Genomic DNA, 21,443 nt, shown 5'->3' on the forward strand with positions numbered 1-21,443 from the left:
GTTAAAAAGTCAGATCAATTCCAAATGTTGTGGCCTTCATAACCGGGTAAGCAGTTTCACGATCTGTGTAACCCATTTCAGGATCCACATGTTTGATCTTACTCACCGTAAACAGGTTTTGCGTTGTCACATAAATCCTTGCTGAACTCATTTTCAATTTACCCAGTACTGATTTTGGAATCGTGTAACCAAGACTTGCCGTTTTGAGGCGCAGATAGCTGGAATTCATCCACCAGAAATCTGAATCCTTGGTATTATTGGCATAAGGTGCAGGTGTAGAACGTGGATATTTTGCATCCTGATTATCTGGCGTCCAGCGGTTGTTGTAGTACTCATAACCCGTGTTACTACCATTATTTTCAAAAGGAACTGTCAGGAACTGACGTACTCCGATGCTGGACTTACCAGTTCCCTGGAAGAATAAGGTAAGATCAAAACCCTTCCAGTTTACGCTTGGTGTGATACCATAAGTAAGTGCAGGATAAACAGGATTTCCAATTACTGTAAGGTCATAGTCATTGATAATTCCATCAGGAACGCCATCAGGGCCGCTTAGATCTGCATATCTGATATCTCCCGGGTGGAGCGTACCAAATTGTGTAACCTTATATCCATCAGCAGCATCTATGATACCATCGTCGTTGATATCATCCGATGTTCTAAATAAACCCAGCGATTTAAATCCGTAAGGTGTTCCAAACTGGCGGCCTACCTTGGTACGGTTTGGATTGTTGGCCTCAGCATCTGTTTGGAATACTTCCTGCATACGGTTGATCGAATAGCTCATGTTCGCATTCAACGAGAAATCGAGGTCTTTGGAAACTCGTTTTCTTGTACCGATATTAAGCTCAACGCCATCACTATTCATCCTGCCTTTATTCTCCTGAGAAAGTGACAGACCATATTCTACCGGAAGAGTTACCTGTGGTGCAAGCAACATACCTGTTCTGTTCTCGTGGAAATAGTCAAACTCAATGTTTAACAGCGAGTTCCATAGGCTCAGGTCAAAACCAATATCTGTTTTTGTTGAAATTTCCCAGGTAATGGCGCTGTTGGCTTCACGAGGTACCCGTGATCCCTGCACGAGTGTTCCCGTTCCAAAAGCATAAGCCGCACCACGTAGATCATAACCCGACTGATACTGGAAAGGACCTCCGGCAAGCATACCTGCTTTACCCCATGAACCCCTCAGTTTCAGTTCATCTATAAATCGGAGATTCTTCATGAAACTCTCTTCGGATATTCTCCAGGCTGCAGAAAAAGCTGGAAAGTAACCCCATCTCTTACCAGGTGCAAAATAATAGTGACCGTCGTAACGACCAGCAGCCTCAATGATGTACTTGTCTTTATAGGTGTAACCCAGACGATATACATAACCAAGCTCGGTACCGGTTGCAGACGTTCCTGAATTGTCATAATCCAGCCTGTCGGAGCTACCGAAACTTAACTCGTCAATACCGATCGCGAAGTTGTTTCGGCGAGTAGTCATCGTATCACCCTTGGTTTTGCGCATCTCCACCACAGCCAAACCGGTGAAAGCGTGGTTTCCGAAGGTACGGCTGTAATTTAAATATCCCTGATAGGTGAAGTTCACCCGTTTGCGGTTTTCCAGTCCCAGCCAACGGAAAGGTTTACCCGCTCCTTCCTGCAAAGAAATAGCGTCCGTATAGGTGTATGGCTTCTGTGAAAGGTCAATTTTGTGGTATACAAACGGAACGTGCCATAGCTTTAAATCCTGTTGAGATGGATCATAACTAAAAACGCCTTTCACGCTTAGCCCTTTAGCAAGTTGTTGTTCTACCGACAGCGTACCCAGCAGGGTATTTCCATTTGCACGACGGTAACCGGGAGAACGCAACACACCAACGGGTGTATTGGCAGAAGATTCACCCCATTTATCGCCTTCAGGATAGATCAGACTTTGTGTTGGCAGAAATTTATAAAAGCTTCTAAACAAGTGTCCTGATGTACTCTCGTCTGCATCTACATCTCTTGTGTTTTCAATACTGCCAAACAACGACATACCTACTTTTGTAGTCTTTGTTACAGCCATTTCGAGATTCATGTTGTAATTAAAACGGCGATAGCTAACAGGATCGAAAAGTCCCTGCTGATCAAAATAGCCTACACCAGCATGATAGGTAACATTCTCGTTACCGCCGCTCAGCTCCAGATTATGGTTCTGAATCGGCTGGTTCTTATTAAATACTTCCAGAAAGTTCGAACTTGGATACTTCCAGGGATCTTCCTGATGCAGTCTTTCATAATCCTGTACAATGGCCGGATCATTAGGAAGGCTGGTACCACCCGGTGTCTGGTTCAGATAAGCTTCATTCTGAAGTGACATATAATCCTTCGCGTTCAGAACATCAGGCAGATAGGTAGGGTTTTGAAAGCCGTATGAAGAACTTACACGAACCTGAGCTTTACCTGATTTACCTTTTTTGGTAGTAATCATGATCACACCATTCGCACCTCCGATTCCGTAGGGCGCCACTGCTGCTGCATCTTTCAAAATGGTAATCGTCTCTATACTGGCCGGATCGATCTGCCGAATATTATCCCGCCGCACACCGTCTACAACCACAAGCGGTTTGTTATTTCCTGTGGTTACGATGCCACGAATGTGAATATCCGGATCATCTTTTCCAGGCTGACCGCCATTAGGGCGCATACTCACACCGGCTACCCGGCCTGCCAGTGACTGAGAAATGTTAGGTGCCGGAACCTGTGCAATCGCATCGCCTTTGATACTTGCAATAGAACCTGTTACAGTTGCTTTTTTCTGAACTCCGTAACCCACTACTACAACTTCTTCCAGTGCTTTTGTATCCGGATCAAGCTTCGCATTTATTGCAGAAGCTGCCCCTACAGGGATTTCTTTGGCCAGATAACCTACAAAGGAAAATACCAGGACATCGCTGTCTGCGCTAACGTCTATAGTATATACGCCATTCACATCCGTAGAGGTACCTCGCGTTGTACCCTTAATGGTCACGTTGACGCCAGGCAGCTCTCTGCCCTGTTCATCTGTAACTTTCCCTGTTATCTTTTTATCAATAAACCTGGAAGCGCTATGCCGCTCTCCTTTTCGGACAGCAGGAATAGCCAATGCATCTGCTTGGCAATGAACACTTAATAGTGCGACATTGAGGGCAGATACTTTTGAAATCATAAGTAATTTTTTCAACATGGAGCTTGGGAGTTATTGGATTTTTAATGTGAGTAATTAAAAATTGGTAATGTATGCTATCAATATACCTGGCCGGACCCTTCACCTTCCGACGGCGATTTTAAAAATCGGGCATAGCATATCCGTTGCGTTTGTTTCGCTCAAAAAAACAGACACAGCAATGTTGACATGTCTGAACAGGTCATAACTACAAGCGACAAGCCGCTATAATCATGCATCAGACATTCTTTCTCCAAAAAAATGTTTAAAAGTTAAATTGTAGCCATACCAAATGGAGTTGAGTGTAAATGATGAAAACTCTTCAGGTAAATGTTTCCTTATTTTGCTGCGCAACAAAAAAGGCATTAGTCTTATAAGAAGTAACCAATTGAACAAATTTAACATTTTTTTATAATATGTCAACAGTACACTTAAAAAAATATAACTTAAATATGAAAATATTTACTTTATATACTTTAAGTATTTCTACAGTAGCACTTTCCATCGAATAAAAAGCCGCCCCAGAAGGATCTGAGACGGCTTGCGAAATACTGAAATAGTATTTAGTTATGCTTTTCTGGCAGGATTATGTCGAACCGGGATCCTTTTCCTTCCTCGCTGAAAGGTTCAATAAGTCCGCCGTGATTCACAACAATGCGCTTGCAAAGCGCCAGTCCTATACCATTTCCCGTATAGGATTCCCGGCTATGCAATTTTTGGAATATTTCGAATATGCGGTCACCAAAGCCCGGATCAAAACCGATTCCATTATCGATGATCGTGATACGTATGTAATTCTGTTCCGGAACAAGTTCCAGCTTTTCGATTTCTTCAGATGAAAGGCTTTCGGATGTAATAGAAATTTCGGGTTTAACACCTTCTCTTGAAAACTTCAGAGCATTACCAACCAGATTGTAGAAAAGCTGATTCATCTGTGAAGGAACTGCATCAATCACAGGCATGGTTCCAAGCGAGATCACCGCGTCTTTTTCCTGGATGAGCAGATCGAAATCAGCCATCACATTCTTAATTACTTTGGACAACTGCACCGGAGTAAAGGAAGTGGTTCTATCCTGAATACTGCTGTAATTCAAAAGATCGTGTATTAATCCGATCATCCGGCTTGCAGAATACTCGATCTTCTGAAGGTATTCCGCCGAGTATACATTTTCTTTGGACTCACGGGCTAGCAGCATGCCGGCAAAAATTTTGATCTTTCGTAACGGCTCCTGCAGATCGTGCGATGTAACATAGGCAAACTGCTTCAGCTCCTGATTCCGGTCCTGTAAGTCATCATTCAGATCTCTCAGAGCACCCGTCCGTTCCTCTATTTTCCTTTCCAGTTCTTCATTCAGCATCTTCTGATCATGGATATCCGTACATGCCATCGTATATCCCAGAAACTTATTATCCAGCCCGAAACGCGGCTCCGCGATACAGCTCACCCAACGGTATTTACCCATTGTTCTCAGTCTGATATCTTTCTGAAAACGTCCATTTCTCTTTGCTGCATTCTGCTGCATTTCCATGAAAGGTTCCAGGTCGTCGGGATGCATAAAGTTACTCCATTTGGCGCCGTACCCACCATTGTCCAAAGCACCGATAAATTTCTGCCAAAGCTTGTTAAAGAAATAGAAGTTACCCGTCAGATCGCACATTCCTACCATCACCGGAGAGCTATTAGCCAATGTTCTGAAGTGGTGTTCACTGTATTCAAGCCTCTCAGTTACGCTTTTTCTTTCCGAGATATCCGTCGTAACACCTATAAGGCTGATCACTTCCCCATCGTCACTTAATTGCGCCAGTCCTGAAGCTTCCATCCAGTGGATCGAATCGTCCGGCCATTTGATCCTATATTCAGCATGGAAAGGAGTTTTTGTCACCACTGCTGCGTCAATCGCTTCCTGTAAAGCTGTTCTATCTTCAGGCAACACCAGTTCCAGCAAGCTTTCGTAGGTCAGTTCAGCATGAGCTGGCAAACCGTAATTGGCTTTGCATTGTTTTGATGTAGTCAGTATATTCTCTCCTATCTGCAATTCCCAAGATCCGATATGTCCCGCATTCAACGCCAGATCCAGACGTACCAGCGCTTCCTGTAATCTTATTTCGCCCGCCTTACGTTCTGTAATATCTGCAACAACACCCGTAAGCCTCTTAATTTGATTATACTCATCAAAGATCGCCTTGCCATGATTACTTACCCATCGCACAGACTCAGAGTCAGTGGGACGTATCCGGTATTCTTCAGCAAGCAGGCCGCCATGCCCTCCATTCAGAGCCATACGAACGGCGGATTCCACCCGATCCCGATCATCCTCAACCACTCTATCCAGCAATGGTTCCCAGCCTTGAAGAGACAACCTTTCCTGATGAAGAATATCCCTGGTCTCTTTGGAGAGATAAAGAATATTCGTTTTTATCTCATAATCCCATATACCATAATGCGTCGCATCAATAGCAAGTCTTTGCCTTTCTTCATTGATGAAGATCTGCTCCTGCTTTTCCTTTATCCTGTCGTTGGCATCAGTCAGTTCAGTCACATCATTAATGACCAAAAGTATAAGAGACTCACCCTTTTCATTCGATTTGATCTGCCGGGCACTCAATTTCATCACACGTTTTCCAAGAGAGGGGAAATCGTGTGAAACTATAAATTCATTGAATGATTTTTTTCTTGGTAAAATTTCTTCCAGCTGACGGCGCAGATCTATAATGTCCCATTGACCATTGCCCAGTTCATACAATACTTTTCCCTCCACATCACTGGGCAACACTTCAAATTTTTCATAAAAGGAGGTATTTGCTGACTTGATACGCAGATTATGATCCAAAATTACCAGTGCATCGGTAATGGTATTGTTAATAGACTCTGTATATTCAGTGGATCTGACCAGTTGCGCATTTAAATTGGATAACTCTTTATTACGAACCAGCAGCTCCTCATTAATTGAAATTACCTCTTCCTGAGAGGTTTGCAGCTCTTCGTTCAGTGATTTCAATTCTTCGTTCGCGGATTGAAACTCTTCATTGGTAGCTTCCTGCTCCTCACTTAATGCCCGAAGCTGATCACGGCTTTGAACCAGCTCCTGTTCCAGCTGCAAAATGCGCAGATCACGGGCATCATTGATACCATCTTCGGATATTGCCTCTGTGGGCATACTCTGAATGGTTTGGAACAGAATCAGATAAAACGTCTCTTTTGTTTCTGCAAGAGGCAGTACATCCAGTGTGATTCTTAATAACCTTCCTTCATGTTCAAGTGCTATATCCTCTTTTTTTACCGGTGCACGTTCCGTCTTTACTTTGTTCAATGCTTCGTTGAGGTCATAGTAAAGCCCCTTGCGAACCATTTTAAGCACATTGAAACTTGCTATACCCGGACTGGGTTCTATGAAAAAACCAGTATTACCTCTAAAATCGACGATATCAAATGAGTCGTTGATCACCACTCCAACAGGCACATATTTCTGCAGCAATAAATTATCTGCCGCATTCTGGAAATCCTTCTTATCCATATTCTTAATTAAACCAAAGTGGTTCGATAGTGTACTCTTTTTTCTGGTATCTTCCGATTGATGATGAAGTGTGGTGATTGGAGTACGATTAATAAATATATTTGCACTTTTATTAATACTCTCAAATCGCCCCGCCAAACTGCTCGTTTCTGATTTCCCCAAAAACAGAAATCCTCCTGGCTTGATTGCATAAGAAAATGTTGCCAGCACCTTTCTCTGAAGGATAGGTTGCATGTAGATGAGCACATTTCGGCAGCTCAGCAAATCAATTTTGGCAAAAGGCGGGTCTGCAAGTACATTTTGAACTGCAAATACACACATATCCCTGATAAAGGGTTTAATCCGGTATTCGTCCTTTACTTTGGTAAAATATTTTTCCAGTCGCGACTGTTCAATTTTAGCCACAGTTTGTTCGGAATATGTTCCTTTTCTTGCTTTCGCAATAGCGCCTTCTGACAGATCGGAAGCAAAAATTTTAATGTTTGACAAATTACCAATCAGCTCATGATGTTCATGCAGGCAAATAGCAATGGAATAAGCTTCCTCACCGGTAGAACATCCACAAACCCAGACACGAACAGTATCATTGGCCTGTTTATCTCTGAGCAGATTGGGTATAACGTCGGAGCATAAAAAATCAAAGCTTTTTTCGTCTCTGAAAAAACTGCTGACATGAATCAGCATTTCCTTATATAGCTGGTGTTGCTCGGCTTCATTGACTACCAGCATATCGTAATAATCGCTTAGACTTTGCAGATTGAAAACATGCAATCGTCGGTTGATTCTTCTCTGTAATGTGGTATGCTTGTAATTCAGAAGGTCGACACCGCTTTTTTTGGACAAAACGGCTAATATGTTATCCAGATTTTCTTTGTCAGTTTTCAATGATCAAATCAATCTAAGCCTACTGTATGTGGCTGGTTTATTAATCTATTTGGCTGTAATCAGATGATTACTCAGCACATCCATTAGATCTTTGCAGAGAAAATTGAATGAACCATGTTTAGTCAGATAAGCATTTGCCCCTAATCGGATACAGTCGTTAATATCTTCGGGACGTGATGAGGTAGAGAAAATAATGATTGGTACCTGATCAAATTTGGTATTATTTCGAAGGGTTGTAAGTAGCTCTTTTCCGTTCATCCTCGGCATATTAAGGTCAAAGAATGCAATATCCGGAATCGAAAAACCTGCAGAATTGATGATATCCAGCGCATCCACACCGTCTCTTGCTGTTTGAATTGAAAAGACTACTCCAATATTTTTCAAAGCCTCCGTGAAAATCAGCTGGTCATCAGCATCATCATCAACCAGTAACAGTGAAAACTTAGTGGGCATGTTTATTGTTAGAAACGAGTACGGCCAAAAGTACAAATAAATTTGTAAAGCGCATTACAATAAGGTGTGCGAAACGGATGTGAGTTATTGGATTTGACAACAATAAACTCGACAGTCCGATGGTATTAATGCTATTACCGATACCAATAGAACTGCGGAGACTTTGCTATATCTGAAAGTGAGTGCGGACCATATAACCTGTACCAAAATTCCGATTCTGTTAAAAGTCATTTCCGGAATTCAACAGATGACTATACATTCCATCTCGTTCCTGGATCGCCCAGGTAGCCATAGCATTGATAACGGGTATAAGTCCGCGACCTCCGTTACTAAGCTTATAAGTAACATGTGGTGGAACAACAGGCAGCGCTTCCCGTATCACCAGATTATCCGCTTCCAATTGCTTCAAATGCTGGATGAGAACCTTCTCTGTAATGGCGGGAATCGCCTTTTTGATCTCGCTGTAACGTTTATCTCCAATAGACAAATGGTATAAAATAATGGGTTTCCAATACCCACCTATCTTCTCCATCGCATAGGTGACAGGGCATTTTTCCAATGCATATTGTTTGTTTTCCTGAATCGTCGAAGTCTCTTTAACAGCAGCCATAGTGATACATACTTTGGGGTAAGTACTTGTATAAAAGTAAGTACAAAAATACTTTTGTCTTATCAAATAAAAAAACAATCGACATGAAACTTACACTTGCAGGTTCTCTCGGGAACATAGGATTACCACTTACCAAAAAACTTGTAGCAGCCGGGCACGATGTGAAAGTAATCAGCAGCGCAGCGCATAACCAGTCAGCGATCGAAGCACTTGGCGCCAAAGCAGCAATCGGTTCTGTATCTGATGCAACGTTCCTGACTGAAGCATTTAACGGTGCTGATGCAGTATATGTAATGACACCTCCAAATATGGGTGGTGTAAATATCATTGCGAATACCACCGCTGCAGGCGAAGCTTTCTCAACGGCGATTCAAAAATCGGGTGTTGGCAGAGTGGTGATGCTGAGCAGCATCGGTGCAGATGTTCCGGCAGGTACCGGCCCTATCGCAGGTTTGCACAACATTGAAAAGATTTACGAAAAATTGGAAAACGTAAACATCACTTTCCTGCGTGCAGGTTATTTCTTCAATAACCTTTTCAATGATATTCCTTTGATCAAAGGGGCAGGCATCACAGGTGGAAATTACCCTTCCGATGCAAAAATCCCATTGGTTCATCCTGAAGATATTGCTTCGGCCATTGCAGAAGAACTTGTGAAAGAATCTGTTGGCAAAAACATTCGTTACATCGTCAGCGACGTACGCACGCCGGCCGATCTGGCTTCTGTATTGGGAAGTGCGGTTGGAAAACCAGAATTACCCTGGGTCGAATTCACGGATGAACAGGCGTTAGAAGGCATGACACAGGCTGGTCTTCCCGAAGAAATGGCAGGACTCTATGTAGAAATGGGTGTTGCCTTGCGCGAAGGTAAATTACAATCTGACTTTGACGCACAAGGTTCGCCGGTAACAGGCCAGATCAAACTGGAAGATTTCGCAAAAATCTTTGCGGAAGCATATCAATAGCGGTTGGCTTTTAGCTTATAGCTTACCAACTTCTTGCTTTTTGAAAGAAGACTTTAAGCAACGAAGGCTCTGCGCGAAATTTTACAGCGCGGAGCCTTTTCAGGTTATCGACTATCAGCTTTCAATTCTTATATCTGTTCCGAGTCAATGTCAAGGCTAATAGCTAAATGCTAACAGCTATCAGCTTTTCACGCTGTTTCCTTCACCGTAATCCGAAGCTGGTGTGTATTGAAAACCTGCGAGTTGGGCTCTACACTTTTTGTTAAAAAAACGCTTCCTCCAATTACACTGTTTTTACCAATCACCGTATCTCCTCCTAAAATGGTTGTACGCGCATAAATGATCACATTGTCTCCCACGGTAGGATGGCGTTTTACTTCCGCCAAACTCTTCGCCACTTGCAGTGCACCCAGCGTAACTCCCTGATAGATACTCACATTTTTACCAATCACGGTCGTTTCTCCGATCACAATACCAGTACCGTGGTCAATCATAAACGGCACACCAATGGTAGCATTCGGATGGATATCGATTCCAGTCTTACCATGTGCATATTCGCTCACGATACGTGGCAACATAGGTACTTGCAACAAACTCAATTTATTGGCAATACGATAAACGGTGATCGCATAAAATCCCGGATAAGAGACAATCACCTCATTGACACTGGTCGCAGCAGGATCATACTCATAGATCTTGACGGCATCCTGGCGAAGATCATGGTAGATACTTTCCAGCGCATTGTAAAATTCAGTTACCACTTCTTCAATCTGAAGTCCGGATGGTTCGAGGTAACTCAGAAGAAGATTTTCGAGATCGATCTGATTTTTTTTCAAAACCCCTTCGTACGCATTTCTTTTGGGTAGATGGTTGTTGGGAAACAGAAAATGAATGAGGTCGTCCAGCCAGGCAGTGGTGTCGTGAATAGAGGGTGTTGCCTCCCATTCTGCCAGGTGGGTTTTTCTTAAAATACTCAATAATGACTGCGTATTCGCCTTGTTGCTCATGGTCTGTTTATCAAAATCCGGCGCCGATCCCTGGAAATTCAGATCAACGCCGGATATAATTTTATAATCTGGAATCCGTTACTTCTTTGCGCTCCGCAATCTATACAAAGTATCGACTAATAGATCAACATCTGCACAGGTATTATAAAACGCAAGAGAAGGACGAACTGTTGTTTCCACACCGAACCTTCTTAGAATAGGCTGCGCACAGTGGTGACCCGACCGTACTGCAATGCCCACTTTGTTCAGCTCTGCCCCCACTTCTTCCGTCTGGTACTTATCAAAAACAAAGGACATCACCGATGCTTTGTTCTGTGCAGTACCGATCAGGCGTAAGCCCGGAATATCCTTCAACAGACCCGTTGCATATACCAGCAAATGATGCTCATAATCATGAATTACATCTATCCCGATTTTATTGACATAATCAATCGCAGCACCCAGCCCTACGGCGTCGGCAATATTACCAGTACCTGCTTCAAATCTGTTCGGAGCATTGTGAAACTGGGTATACTCAAAGGTTACATCTTTGATCATATTACCCCCACCCTGCCACGGATCAGTTGTATTCAATAAATCCTCTTTGCCATAAAGCACCCCGATCCCGGTAGGACCGAATACCTTATGTCCGGAAAACACGAACCAGTCACAGTTAAGCGCCTGCACGTCCGAACGCATGTGTGAAACCGACTGAGCACCGTCCACCAAAACTCTGGCTCCGGCTGCGTGCGCCATTTCGACAATCTGCTTCGCCGGCGTTACCGTACCTAGTGCATTTGAAACCTGTGTAAATGAAACCAGTTTCGTTCTTGGATTAAGCAATTTAGCATATTCACTTAAAAGAATCTGTCCATCGTCATCTACCGGAATCACGCGCAGTTTCAATCCTTTTTTTGCAGCCAGCTGCTGCCAGGGAACGATGTTGGCATGGTGCTCCAGGTTACTCACAATGATTTCGTCGCCCGCATTCAGGTTTTGCGCTCCCCATGTTTTGGCCACAAGGTTGATTGCCTCTGTAGCACCTCTAACAAATATGATCTCGTTCGCAGAACGTGCATTCAGAAAAGATCTGGATTTCTCGCGCGCCCCTTCATAAGCATCCGTAGCTCTCGCTGCCAGCTCATGCGCTGCACGGTGAATATTCGAGTTTTCATGCTCGTAGAAATACACGATCCGGTCGATCACCTGTTTCGGTTTTTGTGTAGTAGCGGCATTATCCAGCCACACCAACGGATGTCCGTTCACTTTTTCCTTGAAAACAGGAAAATCACGCTTCACCCGTTCCACATCAAAAACATTCCCTGCTGCATCCTTTACAAGCGGCAGTGCTTTTGAGCCTGTCTGTGAACCAAACCCGCGACTAGCTGCATACGGATCATGACTTCCGAAACCGGCACCCGACAAAAAGTAGTACTGGCTTCCTGCAGAACCCGCACTGAGTGGCACCTGTGCTTCATTTCCAAATACAGGTATGCCAGCGAGGATCCGGCTCAGATCATCACCAAAAGCATGGGATTGTACGGGAACCAACGAAGGTGAAATACCACTTCCTGACACTGACTGCGGGACCTGCCCGAAACCAGCAGATGAAGCCGCAGGAACACCTACATGAGGATCATGAAAGCTGGTCTGCGGATTGCTCAGGTCCACAGCATTTCGCTGGTTTACGGCAGATGGTGATATGCCACCGGAAGCCGGTGAAGCCGAGGACTGCTGTGCGGACGATAATGTCGGCTTAAAGAAATTATTGTCCTCCGGCTGAAAGCCTTTCAGATGTAAGGCATTTGTTCCTGAAAGTCCGGAGGGTGAAACACCCAACCCGGATACAGGGGTACTGTTCACAGGGAAATGCGGATCTGGCAGACTTGTCTGCGGGTCATTGACATTAAATCCGTTTCCGTTGGCAAACAGCGAAGGCAGTTTATCATGAACAAGATTCAGCGCTTTGCCAAGCCTTGGATGATCTGCCAGGTCAGGAGAAAAATTAGCAGCAGGCACCTCATTAGGCATCAGTGAAAAGAGCTCATTAGCCAGCTTTTCCAATTCTGCAGCATCAGGTATACCGCTTATATTTTCCCCGGACGGTATCTGATCAATATTTATACTCATGGTAATTTCCGATTTCTACATCTTCCAGCACAGCAATGGCGTCGTCAACCAATACGGCCAGAGAGCAATACAGTGATACAAGATAAGATGCAATGGCCTTGTCGTTGATCCCCATAAAGCGAACCGATAGTCCCGGCGACTGCTCACCCGGCAAGCCTGGCTGATACAATCCTACTACACCCTGGCGACTTTCACCTGTACGCATCAGAATGACTTTTGTCTTGCCGTTTTCAATCGGTAATTTATCCGAAGGAAAAAGCGGGATACCTCTCCAGGTAATGAATTGTGAACCGAAAAGAGAAACGGTCGGAGGTGGTACGCCTTTACGGGTACACTCGCGACCAAAAGCAGCGATTGCTTGTGGATGAAGCAGGAAGAAACCAGGCTCTTTCCACACTTTTGAAATCAATTCGTCGAAATCGTCCGGCGTCGGAGGACCGATACGCGTCTTTATTCTTTGCGCAGGTGCAATGCTGTGCAATAATCCATATTCTTCATTATTGATCAATTCGCTTTCCTGGCGCTCCTTGATACTTTCAATCGTAAGACGTAACTGTTCACTGATTTGATTATACGGTTTGCTGTACAAATCGGAAACACGGGTGTGCACATCCAGAACAGTGTTGACTGCATTGAGGTTATACTCGCACGGATTCTCAACATAATCAATAAAAGTGTGTGGCAGCTCACGTTCATCACGCCCCGAACAATCCACTTCGGCGGTACTGCCCTCTTTTACTTTATTCAATCTGTAGACGCCTGATTCAACAGGAATCCAGTTCAAAAGGTGTGTCAGCCAACGCGGTGTAATCGACACCATCTGAGGTACCGTCCGCGTTGCAATGGCCAACTGCCTGGCTGCTACATCGCCAAGCGCGGTCTGCTTTTCATTCAATTTGGGCATTTTAATATGTGTTTGATTTGACTGTCGGTGCTATACCACGCATTGCTGGAACTACCGATGTTGCTGTTACAAACATACTGGTTTAAAAAACGCACAATTTAAGTCGCCATGCAGCGTACCACCTGCGATCAGCCTGCTAATAAGAAGAACGGTGTCTATAAACGCATTCAAGCTGTTGTTTGCAAAATCCATGCTTCTACTCAGAATTAAAACTCCATTTTCAACACACAGACAAAATATTATTCCGGTAACATCTCTATAACCTTACTGGATTTTATAGAATAAGAAATCAGGAATCGTACCACAACAATTTGTATACTAATTCCATAGAGTATATATTTTATAAAATTATCTGTGTAATTTTGGAGCAAGTAATGAGAAACACGAACCATGCTTACCAACGATTTGATTAATGTCTACAAAAATGAGGAACTCGCTCTTGAAGCGTTCCGGGAGTATCGGCTTAGAAAAGGAGTAGCCTGCAAGAAGTGTGGTTGCACAGACCACTACTGGCTTACTTCCAAACAGCAGTTTCAATGTAAGCGTTGTAAATTCAGAACGACGTTACAAAGTGGTACGTTGCTCGAAGGCAGTAAGCTGCCTGTTTCCTATTTTTTCATCGGTCTGCACCTGCTCATCCGAAATGAACAGAATCTTACTGTGGAAGAATTTCAGAAACATACAGGACATAAATATACCGAGCCGCTATATGACCTTCTGCGCAAAATCAAGATTTATGTACGCACCAACGACCCCAATTCTATCCTGATTGATTTTATTGAAGTTGCCAATCAGAAAATATTCATTTCAAAGGCAGTGTAAAAGAGGTATCAATAAGCGAATGGCGGAGATCGGATGGTCTTCGCTATTTTTTTGTGGATTGGGCTAGTAATGATAAAAGAAGACTACCTCCTTTATAATCCTACACGTTTTCAGTTGAGTAACGAACTGGGGGGATGTTACTTATAATTGCGTATATTGTATTTCTTACAAAGAGTTGTGCTGAAGAAGACCATATATACTAATTGACTAAAAAAATGATTTAATCAACAAAGCAGACAACAGTAATAGATGTAGAACACCAATCGACAAAGGAAGCAAAGAAAAAAGGAATTATTACGGCAACATGCGAGGGTGAATATTAGTGAATAAATAAGCGCAGGCATCGAACTAAACAAACTCTCAATTCTAAAAACCAAAAATAACTAAACCTTCAAAATAACCCCAAACCCATGGCACTCATCAATCCGCACATCAACTTCAACGGCAATGCTGAAGAAGCATTCCATTTTTACAGATCCGTATTTGGGGGGGATTTCACAAAGATCATCCGCTTCAAAGATATTGCGGGCGCTGAACATCCATTGTCAGAAAGCGAGGCGAATAAGCTTATGCATATTGCTTTATCCATCGGCCCAAATGTGCTGATAGGCAACGACGTACCGGAATTTATGGGTAAAGTGAATGAAAACGAAAACAGATCGAAGATCTCTGTAAGCGCAGAGAGTCGTGAAGAAGCAGACAAATTATTTAGCAGGCTTTCAGCAGGCGGAGCCGTCGAAGTACCCATGACTGATAGTCCCTGGGTTTCCTACTTCGGTATGTTCAGAGATAAATACGGTATCGAATGGATTATTGATTTTACGTCACCGCAGTGAGAAAAACATGATTATAAGATTTTTTGTGGTACTCGGTTGAGGGATGAAGTCCATTAGCATCATGCAAAGTCCCGTTAGGACACGGGATAGGGAATAGGGAACTTCAGTTTTTTTTCTGATCCCGTAGGGATCCAACACGAATAGCCCCGCATGTAATCCGGGGATGAGCAGCATTTATGAAATATTTGCAGCAACCCCGGAGGGGTGGAACATTAACAAGTCGGTTAAGAACAATTGTTTTAGATAGTAGCCCTAAATCTCTGTGGTGCGTAGGGTTTGCACGGCGCGCATCGATAATCTGTTACAATCGAAGACGGTAATTACGGTGATCCAAATCGGTCATTACATTGAATTAAAATGAGTTAGTAAAAGAAAAATTTGATATTACCCTGACAAACGATAAATCATCTCAATTCGTAGTTTAGAAAATTACGAATAACTGGATTGAAACAGGGGCGTCATCCAAAAGTCCCGTGGGGACACGGGCCAAGGGATTGATCATTGATTTTACGTAGCAACAATAGTAACAACGCTGCACCGGAAGATCTGGATTGCATATGATACCCACTGCTGACTGAAATAGAATAGCGTCATACAGAGGTCCCGTGAGGACACGGGCCAGGGAATTGAATAATGGAGAAGTTCAACATGCAAAGCACTGAAAGTAAGCAGTTTCAAAAAAATTAATATCATTATTACAGAGGCTAAGTTAGCTCAATCGATTTTTTTTAAACTATTCATAATGGAGACTGGAGTTGCGCAAAGTCCCGTGAAGACACGGGCCAGGGATTGATTATTGATTTTGCATCACAGCAGTAGTAATAAAAAGCACTGGAGGATCTGGGTTCCATATCATGCCCACTGCTGACTGAAAGACAGCATCGTAATACAGAAGTCCTGAGAGGACACACGCCAGGTAATAGGACTAATCACTAAAATACTGCCACTATGAATCTGGAAAACATTTCATTCAGGTCAATGACCGCCACCGATGCGGATGATATTTTAGACATTATCAACTATTATATTGCTAATACAACTTTCTACTTCTCTGAGAAGTCATTGGGAAAAAGTGTAATTGCCGAGTTGGTCAACAGGAAGAGCGCCCTACCAGGATATGTAGCTTTGAATGGTGATGAGCTGATCGGATTCGGATACGCCTATCACTTCAGGTCAGAAAATACCTTTGCCCATACTGTCAAACTAACGTACTGGCTAAAAGAAGGTTTTACAGGAAAAGGAATAGGAAGTCAACTTTACCATATTCTGGAAGGCGAACTTAGAAGTCTTGATATATCCAATATTCTAGTGAATATCTCATCCGAAAATACAGTCTCATTAAATTTCCACAAAGCATTGGGGTACAAGGAATGTGGTAATTTTGAAAGACTAGGCTACAAAAATGGGAGGTTCTTTGACTTGATTTGGCTGCAAAAGTTTCTCAAGTAATAGTAAATCCTAATCAAAGGTTTCGTATTTTCTTTTCTCACTTCATACGCTATAAATACAAAAAGCCGGAGCTTCGTTCAGGAAACTCCGGCTTCCTACCATATTGTTGATACATACTTACTTTTTCGCAAAGCGGTCATCAGTCAGCGCTTCCAGAAAAGCAACAATGTCGTTCATTTCCGGATCGGTCAGATTGAGTGAAGCACCCAATGAAAGATCTCTATTGATACTGTTGCTTACAAACTTGTCCGGTGTATTGTAGTAGGACACCACCTCCTTCAATGTTTTGAACATGGCATTGTGCATATAAGGAGCTGTAACGGCAACATTTCTCAAACCGGGCACTTTAAAAAGTCCGATATGCGTACTGTCTTTTGTAATGGAGAATCGTCCGGCATCTGCCAGCTCAGCTCCGTTGAAAAGACCTATGTTTTTGAACCGATCTGCGGTAAAGTCTTCTCCTGAATGGCATGTAGCGCAATTTGCTTTACCGATAAACAGTACACGCCCACGCTTGGCTGCGTCCGTCAATGCATCTTCATTTCCATCCAGAAACCGGTCGTACGGTGTGTCTGTCGTTTCCAGGGTTCTTTCAAACGAAGCAATCGCTTTTTGCAAGTTATGCGCATTTACCTCTGCCTTGAATATTTTTTGAAACGCAGCACTATAAAAATCATTCTTTTTTAATCTTTCCACAGCTTGGTCAACCGGCAAATCCATTTCATCATGCGCAGCCAGCGGCCCCAGTACCTGGTCCTCCAGAGAACCTGATCTGCCATCCCAGAAGAAATCGGTACGGCCGGAGAGATTGGTAAGCGCCGGACTGTTGCGCGGTAACTTTGTCCCTTTGTCACCAATACTGAAAGCCGCCGTATCGGCAAATGCAAATGCCGGAATATGGCAGGAAGCACAACTGATGCCCTGTCCTTTTGATAAAATAGGATCAAAGAACAGCCTTTCACCTAACTCTTCTTTGGTATTCACTTCTTTATCCTGTGCCTGAAAGCCCACTGCCACGATAAAAAGGCAGAATGCGAACAGGACCAAGCCGGTTTTTCTAAACTTTTCCATACTCTTCAATCTCAATTGATCTGAAACGATTCCTGAAATGGAATGCAAAGCCCGTCTACATTGCTACATAAAAGCCCTTTGATGGTGCCCTTCACAACATAGCCAGCATTCGTGACCTTAATTTTCTGACGGAATTCTCCCTTATCCTGGAAATAGGTATACGCTACTTCCCAGGTTGGATCGACAGTCTTTTTGGGGTTAATGGCATTTACATCTCCAACAATCCGGAAAGAATCGGCTGTATCAATCTTAAACTCTGTTGGCAGCGGACCTATGTCGTTTGTAAAATCCGATGAATAAAGTTTCCAGTTTTTCTCTATTTGGGCAGAGAAGATAAGCTCGACTTCATCACCGGCCTTTGCATTTTTGTTGGAAACGGATACATTCCATTTGGCGATGTCTTCCGCTTCTTGTGCGTATAGTGTGAAAGAAGTAAGTACAAAAAAAAGTAGGAGCCTGGTCATCATAAAATATAGATTCAAAGGAGCAGCATGTACAATGGCGTCACATTAAACAACTGCAAGGCGCATGACATTCACCCTGCAGTTGTCCCAGACTACCTTGTTACTTAACCCACCTTGTTATTTGGAGTTCTTTACTGATTTGCCCGTAGATGCAGCAAATGATGCAGGCACAGGTTCAGCGATCAGCGCGTCAAGGTCTGTGTTCCATTTTTTAACGTACTCAGTGAAATAATCACCGGTAACCTCTCCTGTATAGCCGGTATGAATCTGGCGTACATCTCCTTTTCTGTCAATAATAATGGTTGTCGGGAATGCCATCATGCGATTCAAAGCAGGCAGTTTCTCTGACGCCACTTTCTTGTCTGCGATACCACCGAACAGGATATCATACTCGATACCATATTTCTTTTTCAGCGTTCCCAGCGTATATTTGGCATAAGCCAGATCATCCTTCTGCTCAAAACCAATGGCAATGGCTTCTACTCCACGTTCTTTATTGGCTTTGTACCATGGAGCCAGGAAGGTAGTCTGATCGGTACAGTTAGGACACCATGTCCCGATGATTTCTACAATGACCACTTTGCCTTTGTATTTGTCGTCGCTCAATGACACATTTTTTCCGTCTAGGTCAGGCAATGTAAAATCCAGTTTGCTGTACCCCTCCTTCAGAAATGTCAGTTTATAAGGATCCGGTAAAGATGCCTGCGCATTTTTACTTCCTTCGAATTTAGTATTGTCATAAATACCGGAGCTGATCACCCCCGTGATAGAACCGTCTTCATTGATCTTACCCTTGTATACCCTTGGGTTTGGTCCTGAGAAGTGAGAAAGTACAAACTCATCACCCTGTACCACACCTTCCAGCTCGCGGCTGTCGCCCACTGTCGACATCACCACGCCTGTCAACTTATTACCTTCCTGTTTCAGGATCGCAATGTTGTCCGGCATTTTTGCCTTGCTGTACACGGCCAGATCCCATTTCCCGGATAAATTATGTTTAGTAGGTTGTTCCTTTCCTTTTTCTACAAATCTGTAGTCCTTTCCATGTTCTGCTGAAAACGGTAGTGCGCTTCCACGGAAACCCGGAACCAGACTTCTGTATTCTCCCGTAATCTTCCCGTCCGACTCCACATTGGCTACCAACGCAGCATCATAGGTATTCATCTTCACGAAGATCGAATCTCCGCTCAACTTGGTCACTTTGAAATCATCGCGTCTTGTACCGTTCAGCAACGTCAACACCGGATGGTCTTTGTCTTTGTTATTATACTCGAAATTGAAAGGGATTCTGGTTTCGCTGATCACGAACTCCCCTCTCCAAATACCCTGCTTCGGAGATTTACCGGCTGAATGGTCGTCGGCGAAGGCGAAGCTGCTCAAAAACGTGGCCCCTGCTAACGCCACAGACTTGATCTGGTTGATTTTCATACAAGTTGATTTGAAAAGATTATAAAATGATTACAATACCACCATCCGGAGGAAGTTCCGAAAGGCTTACTCAAACCGGGGACATTTGCAGGATTTCCCCCGGCACTCAGCGTTTCATGATAAGATCAGCATGCTGTGTTATCCTAAAACCTGTGGCAAATATAGAGCGTCAAAAAAATGATCACAATCATTTGTCTATTAATTTTATAGATTTAATGGATTTATCCGATTTCATACCACCAAATCAGTTGCAAGGCCCTGAAAGCCATTCTACTTTTGCACCCTACACACGCCAACTGATTTTGTTTCTGAAAGAATACGTGTGCCAGTTTAATCCTTTTTACTCAAATAATCATGTCTGAAAAAGAGACCAATGGGCTATCCTCGCCATGGGAAGCCTACGAACAAATCGCCGTGCGCGCAGCTTTGGTATATGCTGTGGTAAGCACTATTCCTTTTAATCCGGAGTTTTACAAGCAGAACTTTGACGCCGGTTTCAATGTCAACGCTTACCCCTTCCGTTGGCTGGATGTCGTATCCCAAAACAAACCCTGGTTTTTTGCGAGCCAGGAGGGAAAGAATTACACTGGGTGGTTTATTACTGTACTGGTATGTATCGCTGCAGGTCTGCTCTGGCAACAGATCGATAAAAGACGAAAAAATGATGAACAGGTGTACTATTGGTTTTATGCCGCCGCAAGATACGGTGTAGCCTTGCGCATGTCGTGGTTTGCATGGGCCAAAGTGTTTCCTGTGCAAATGCCCTTTCCGACGATCAGTCAGCTTAATACAAATTTGGGAGACTTCACGCCTGGTAAATTGTATTGGCTCACGACCGGCGTTTCCCCTGTGTTCGAAGTCTTCGCAGGGATATTTGAACTGGTAGCGACACTGCTGCTGTTGTCCCGTCGCACGACCACGCTTGGAGCATTGATGATGATCGCGATTTTATTACCTATCTGGTTTGTGAATATTGGCTACAATGCCGGTGTGGAACTCACGAGCCTGCATCTGCTGAGCCTTTCTCTACTGCTTCTGGTTCGAGATGCAAATAAGTTTTATCAGATTGTTATTGAATACAAAGCGGTTGCACTTACTTACGTTCAACAGTTTGAACTACCGGCTACCTGGTATAAATATGCCAGACTGACTTTGAAATACGGTTTCATTTTACTTTTCGTAGTTTATCGTGGTTTTGGGTATTGGAACCTGTATGCAAGTGGAAAATCATTCAAACTTCCTCTCGAAAATGGACTTGCGGGAATCAGTGGTTTTTACAAGGTGTCTGAATTCAAACTCAATGACAGGTTTGTTCCCGAGGCTACTGGTGACACGACAAGATGGCAAAATGTGGTATTTGAAAAGTTCAATTCAATCAGCATACAACTTGACAAGCCGTTTAAGCTCAATACAAAAAATTCCATTCGTACGACAGAATACTACGGGAATATTGGCAGGCATTACTACGGCTACGAAGCAGATACAATCAACAAGGTATTCAAACTTAAAAACCGTGCTGACAGTACCATACAACTAACGCTTAGGTACGAACCACGTGATTCCGACCAGTTCGTACTATCAGGTATAAATGAAAACAAAGACTCCATTTTTGTTGTTTTGAAGAAGATTGATAAGAAATACCCGCTGGAAGAGAAAAGAGGATGGTGATCGGCTACTTACGGTTCTGTGGTACAATTCCCGATTTAGTCCAAAATATCAAGTCTGTTTTTTGATAATCAGGAAATCTTGAACT

15 protein-coding genes are annotated in these 21,443 nt (G+C 43.4%); 5 read left to right on the top strand and 10 right to left on the bottom strand.

Annotation, left to right across the window (positions count from 1 at the left end):
- Position 1: 1 nt before the first annotated feature.
- From AC1XUE_RS06745 to AC1XUE_RS06760, 4 genes are all read right to left on the bottom strand, one after another.
- Complete coding sequence (locus AC1XUE_RS06745; RefSeq protein WP_483355174.1) at positions 2 to 3,175, bottom strand: SusC/RagA family TonB-linked outer membrane protein; 3,174 nt, start codon at positions 3,173 to 3,175, stop codon at positions 2 to 4.
- Between the two features lie 560 nt (positions 3,176 to 3,735).
- Positions 3,736 to 7,572: a CheR family methyltransferase gene (locus tag AC1XUE_RS06750; protein WP_483355175.1), complete on the bottom strand. Its 3,837-nt coding sequence runs from the start codon at positions 7,570 to 7,572 to the stop codon at positions 3,736 to 3,738.
- A 45-nt stretch (positions 7,573 to 7,617) separates the two neighbouring features.
- A complete protein-coding gene (locus AC1XUE_RS06755; RefSeq protein ID WP_483355176.1) occupies positions 7,618 to 8,025 on the bottom strand; it encodes a response regulator in 408 nt (135 codons plus the stop codon).
- A gap of 220 nt (positions 8,026 to 8,245) precedes the next feature.
- Positions 8,246 to 8,635 carry a winged helix-turn-helix transcriptional regulator gene (locus AC1XUE_RS06760; protein ID WP_483355177.1) on the bottom strand — a complete coding sequence of 130 codons (390 nt, stop codon included), beginning with the start codon at positions 8,633 to 8,635 and terminating at the stop codon, positions 8,246 to 8,248.
- Positions 8,636 to 8,718: 83 nt separating this feature from the next.
- Here AC1XUE_RS06760 and AC1XUE_RS06765 point away from each other — a divergent pair, with 83 nt between their 5' ends.
- Positions 8,719 to 9,600: an NAD(P)H-binding protein gene (locus AC1XUE_RS06765; RefSeq protein ID WP_483355178.1), complete on the top strand. Its 882-nt coding sequence runs from the start codon at positions 8,719 to 8,721 to the stop codon at positions 9,598 to 9,600.
- A 188-nt stretch (positions 9,601 to 9,788) separates the two neighbouring features.
- Here the strand turns inward: AC1XUE_RS06765 and AC1XUE_RS06770 are convergent, their stop codons facing one another.
- From AC1XUE_RS06770 to AC1XUE_RS06780, 3 genes are all read right to left on the bottom strand, one after another.
- Positions 9,789 to 10,607: a serine O-acetyltransferase gene (locus AC1XUE_RS06770; RefSeq protein WP_483355179.1), complete on the bottom strand. Its 819-nt coding sequence runs from the start codon at positions 10,605 to 10,607 to the stop codon at positions 9,789 to 9,791.
- A gap of 78 nt (positions 10,608 to 10,685) precedes the next feature.
- Positions 10,686 to 12,716: a family 2A encapsulin nanocompartment cargo protein cysteine desulfurase gene (locus AC1XUE_RS06775; protein WP_483355180.1), complete on the bottom strand. Its 2,031-nt coding sequence runs from the start codon at positions 12,714 to 12,716 to the stop codon at positions 10,686 to 10,688.
- Positions 12,700 to 13,620 (bottom strand): family 2A encapsulin nanocompartment shell protein, encoded by a 921-nt coding sequence (locus AC1XUE_RS06780; protein WP_483355181.1) that lies wholly within the window; start codon positions 13,618 to 13,620, stop codon positions 12,700 to 12,702. Before AC1XUE_RS06780 ends, AC1XUE_RS06775 begins: the two co-directional genes overlap by 17 nt.
- 390 nt (positions 13,621 to 14,010) lie before the next feature.
- Here AC1XUE_RS06780 and AC1XUE_RS06785 point away from each other — a divergent pair, with 390 nt between their 5' ends.
- The 3 genes from AC1XUE_RS06785 (at position 14,011) to AC1XUE_RS06795 (ending at position 16,727) form a co-directional block, all read left to right on the top strand.
- Positions 14,011 to 14,442 carry a transposase gene (locus tag AC1XUE_RS06785; RefSeq protein ID WP_483355182.1) on the top strand — a complete coding sequence of 144 codons (432 nt, stop codon included), beginning with the start codon at positions 14,011 to 14,013 and terminating at the stop codon, positions 14,440 to 14,442.
- Between the two features lie 410 nt (positions 14,443 to 14,852).
- Complete coding sequence (locus AC1XUE_RS06790) at positions 14,853 to 15,278, top strand: VOC family protein (protein WP_483355183.1); 426 nt, start codon at positions 14,853 to 14,855, stop codon at positions 15,276 to 15,278.
- 948 nt (positions 15,279 to 16,226) lie between these two features.
- Complete coding sequence (locus AC1XUE_RS06795) at positions 16,227 to 16,727, top strand: GNAT family N-acetyltransferase (RefSeq protein ID WP_483355184.1); 501 nt, start codon at positions 16,227 to 16,229, stop codon at positions 16,725 to 16,727.
- 117 nt (positions 16,728 to 16,844) lie between these two features.
- On the opposite strand, the gene AC1XUE_RS06800 is transcribed toward AC1XUE_RS06795, so the two are convergent.
- The 3 genes from AC1XUE_RS06800 to AC1XUE_RS06810 all read right to left on the bottom strand — a co-directional run bounded on the left by AC1XUE_RS06800 (position 16,845) and on the right by AC1XUE_RS06810 (position 19,690).
- Complete coding sequence (locus AC1XUE_RS06800) at positions 16,845 to 17,798, bottom strand: cytochrome-c peroxidase (protein ID WP_483355185.1); 954 nt, start codon at positions 17,796 to 17,798, stop codon at positions 16,845 to 16,847.
- Positions 17,799 to 17,809: 11 nt separating this feature from the next.
- On the bottom strand, positions 17,810 to 18,265 hold the full coding sequence (locus tag AC1XUE_RS06805; RefSeq protein WP_483355186.1) for a protein-disulfide reductase DsbD domain-containing protein: 456 nt from the start codon (positions 18,263 to 18,265) through the stop codon (positions 17,810 to 17,812).
- 114 nt (positions 18,266 to 18,379) lie between these two features.
- Positions 18,380 to 19,690: a peroxiredoxin family protein gene (locus AC1XUE_RS06810; RefSeq protein WP_483355187.1), complete on the bottom strand. Its 1,311-nt coding sequence runs from the start codon at positions 19,688 to 19,690 to the stop codon at positions 18,380 to 18,382.
- Between the two features lie 354 nt (positions 19,691 to 20,044).
- Between AC1XUE_RS06810 and AC1XUE_RS06815 the strand changes: the two genes are divergently transcribed.
- Entirely contained in the window at positions 20,045 to 21,358 is a 1,314-nt protein-coding gene (locus AC1XUE_RS06815) for a hypothetical protein (protein ID WP_483355188.1), read from the top strand.
- Positions 21,359 to 21,443 lie beyond the last annotated feature (85 nt).

It is taken from the genome of Dyadobacter sp. HNCC25DJ187 (assembly GCF_056895255.1).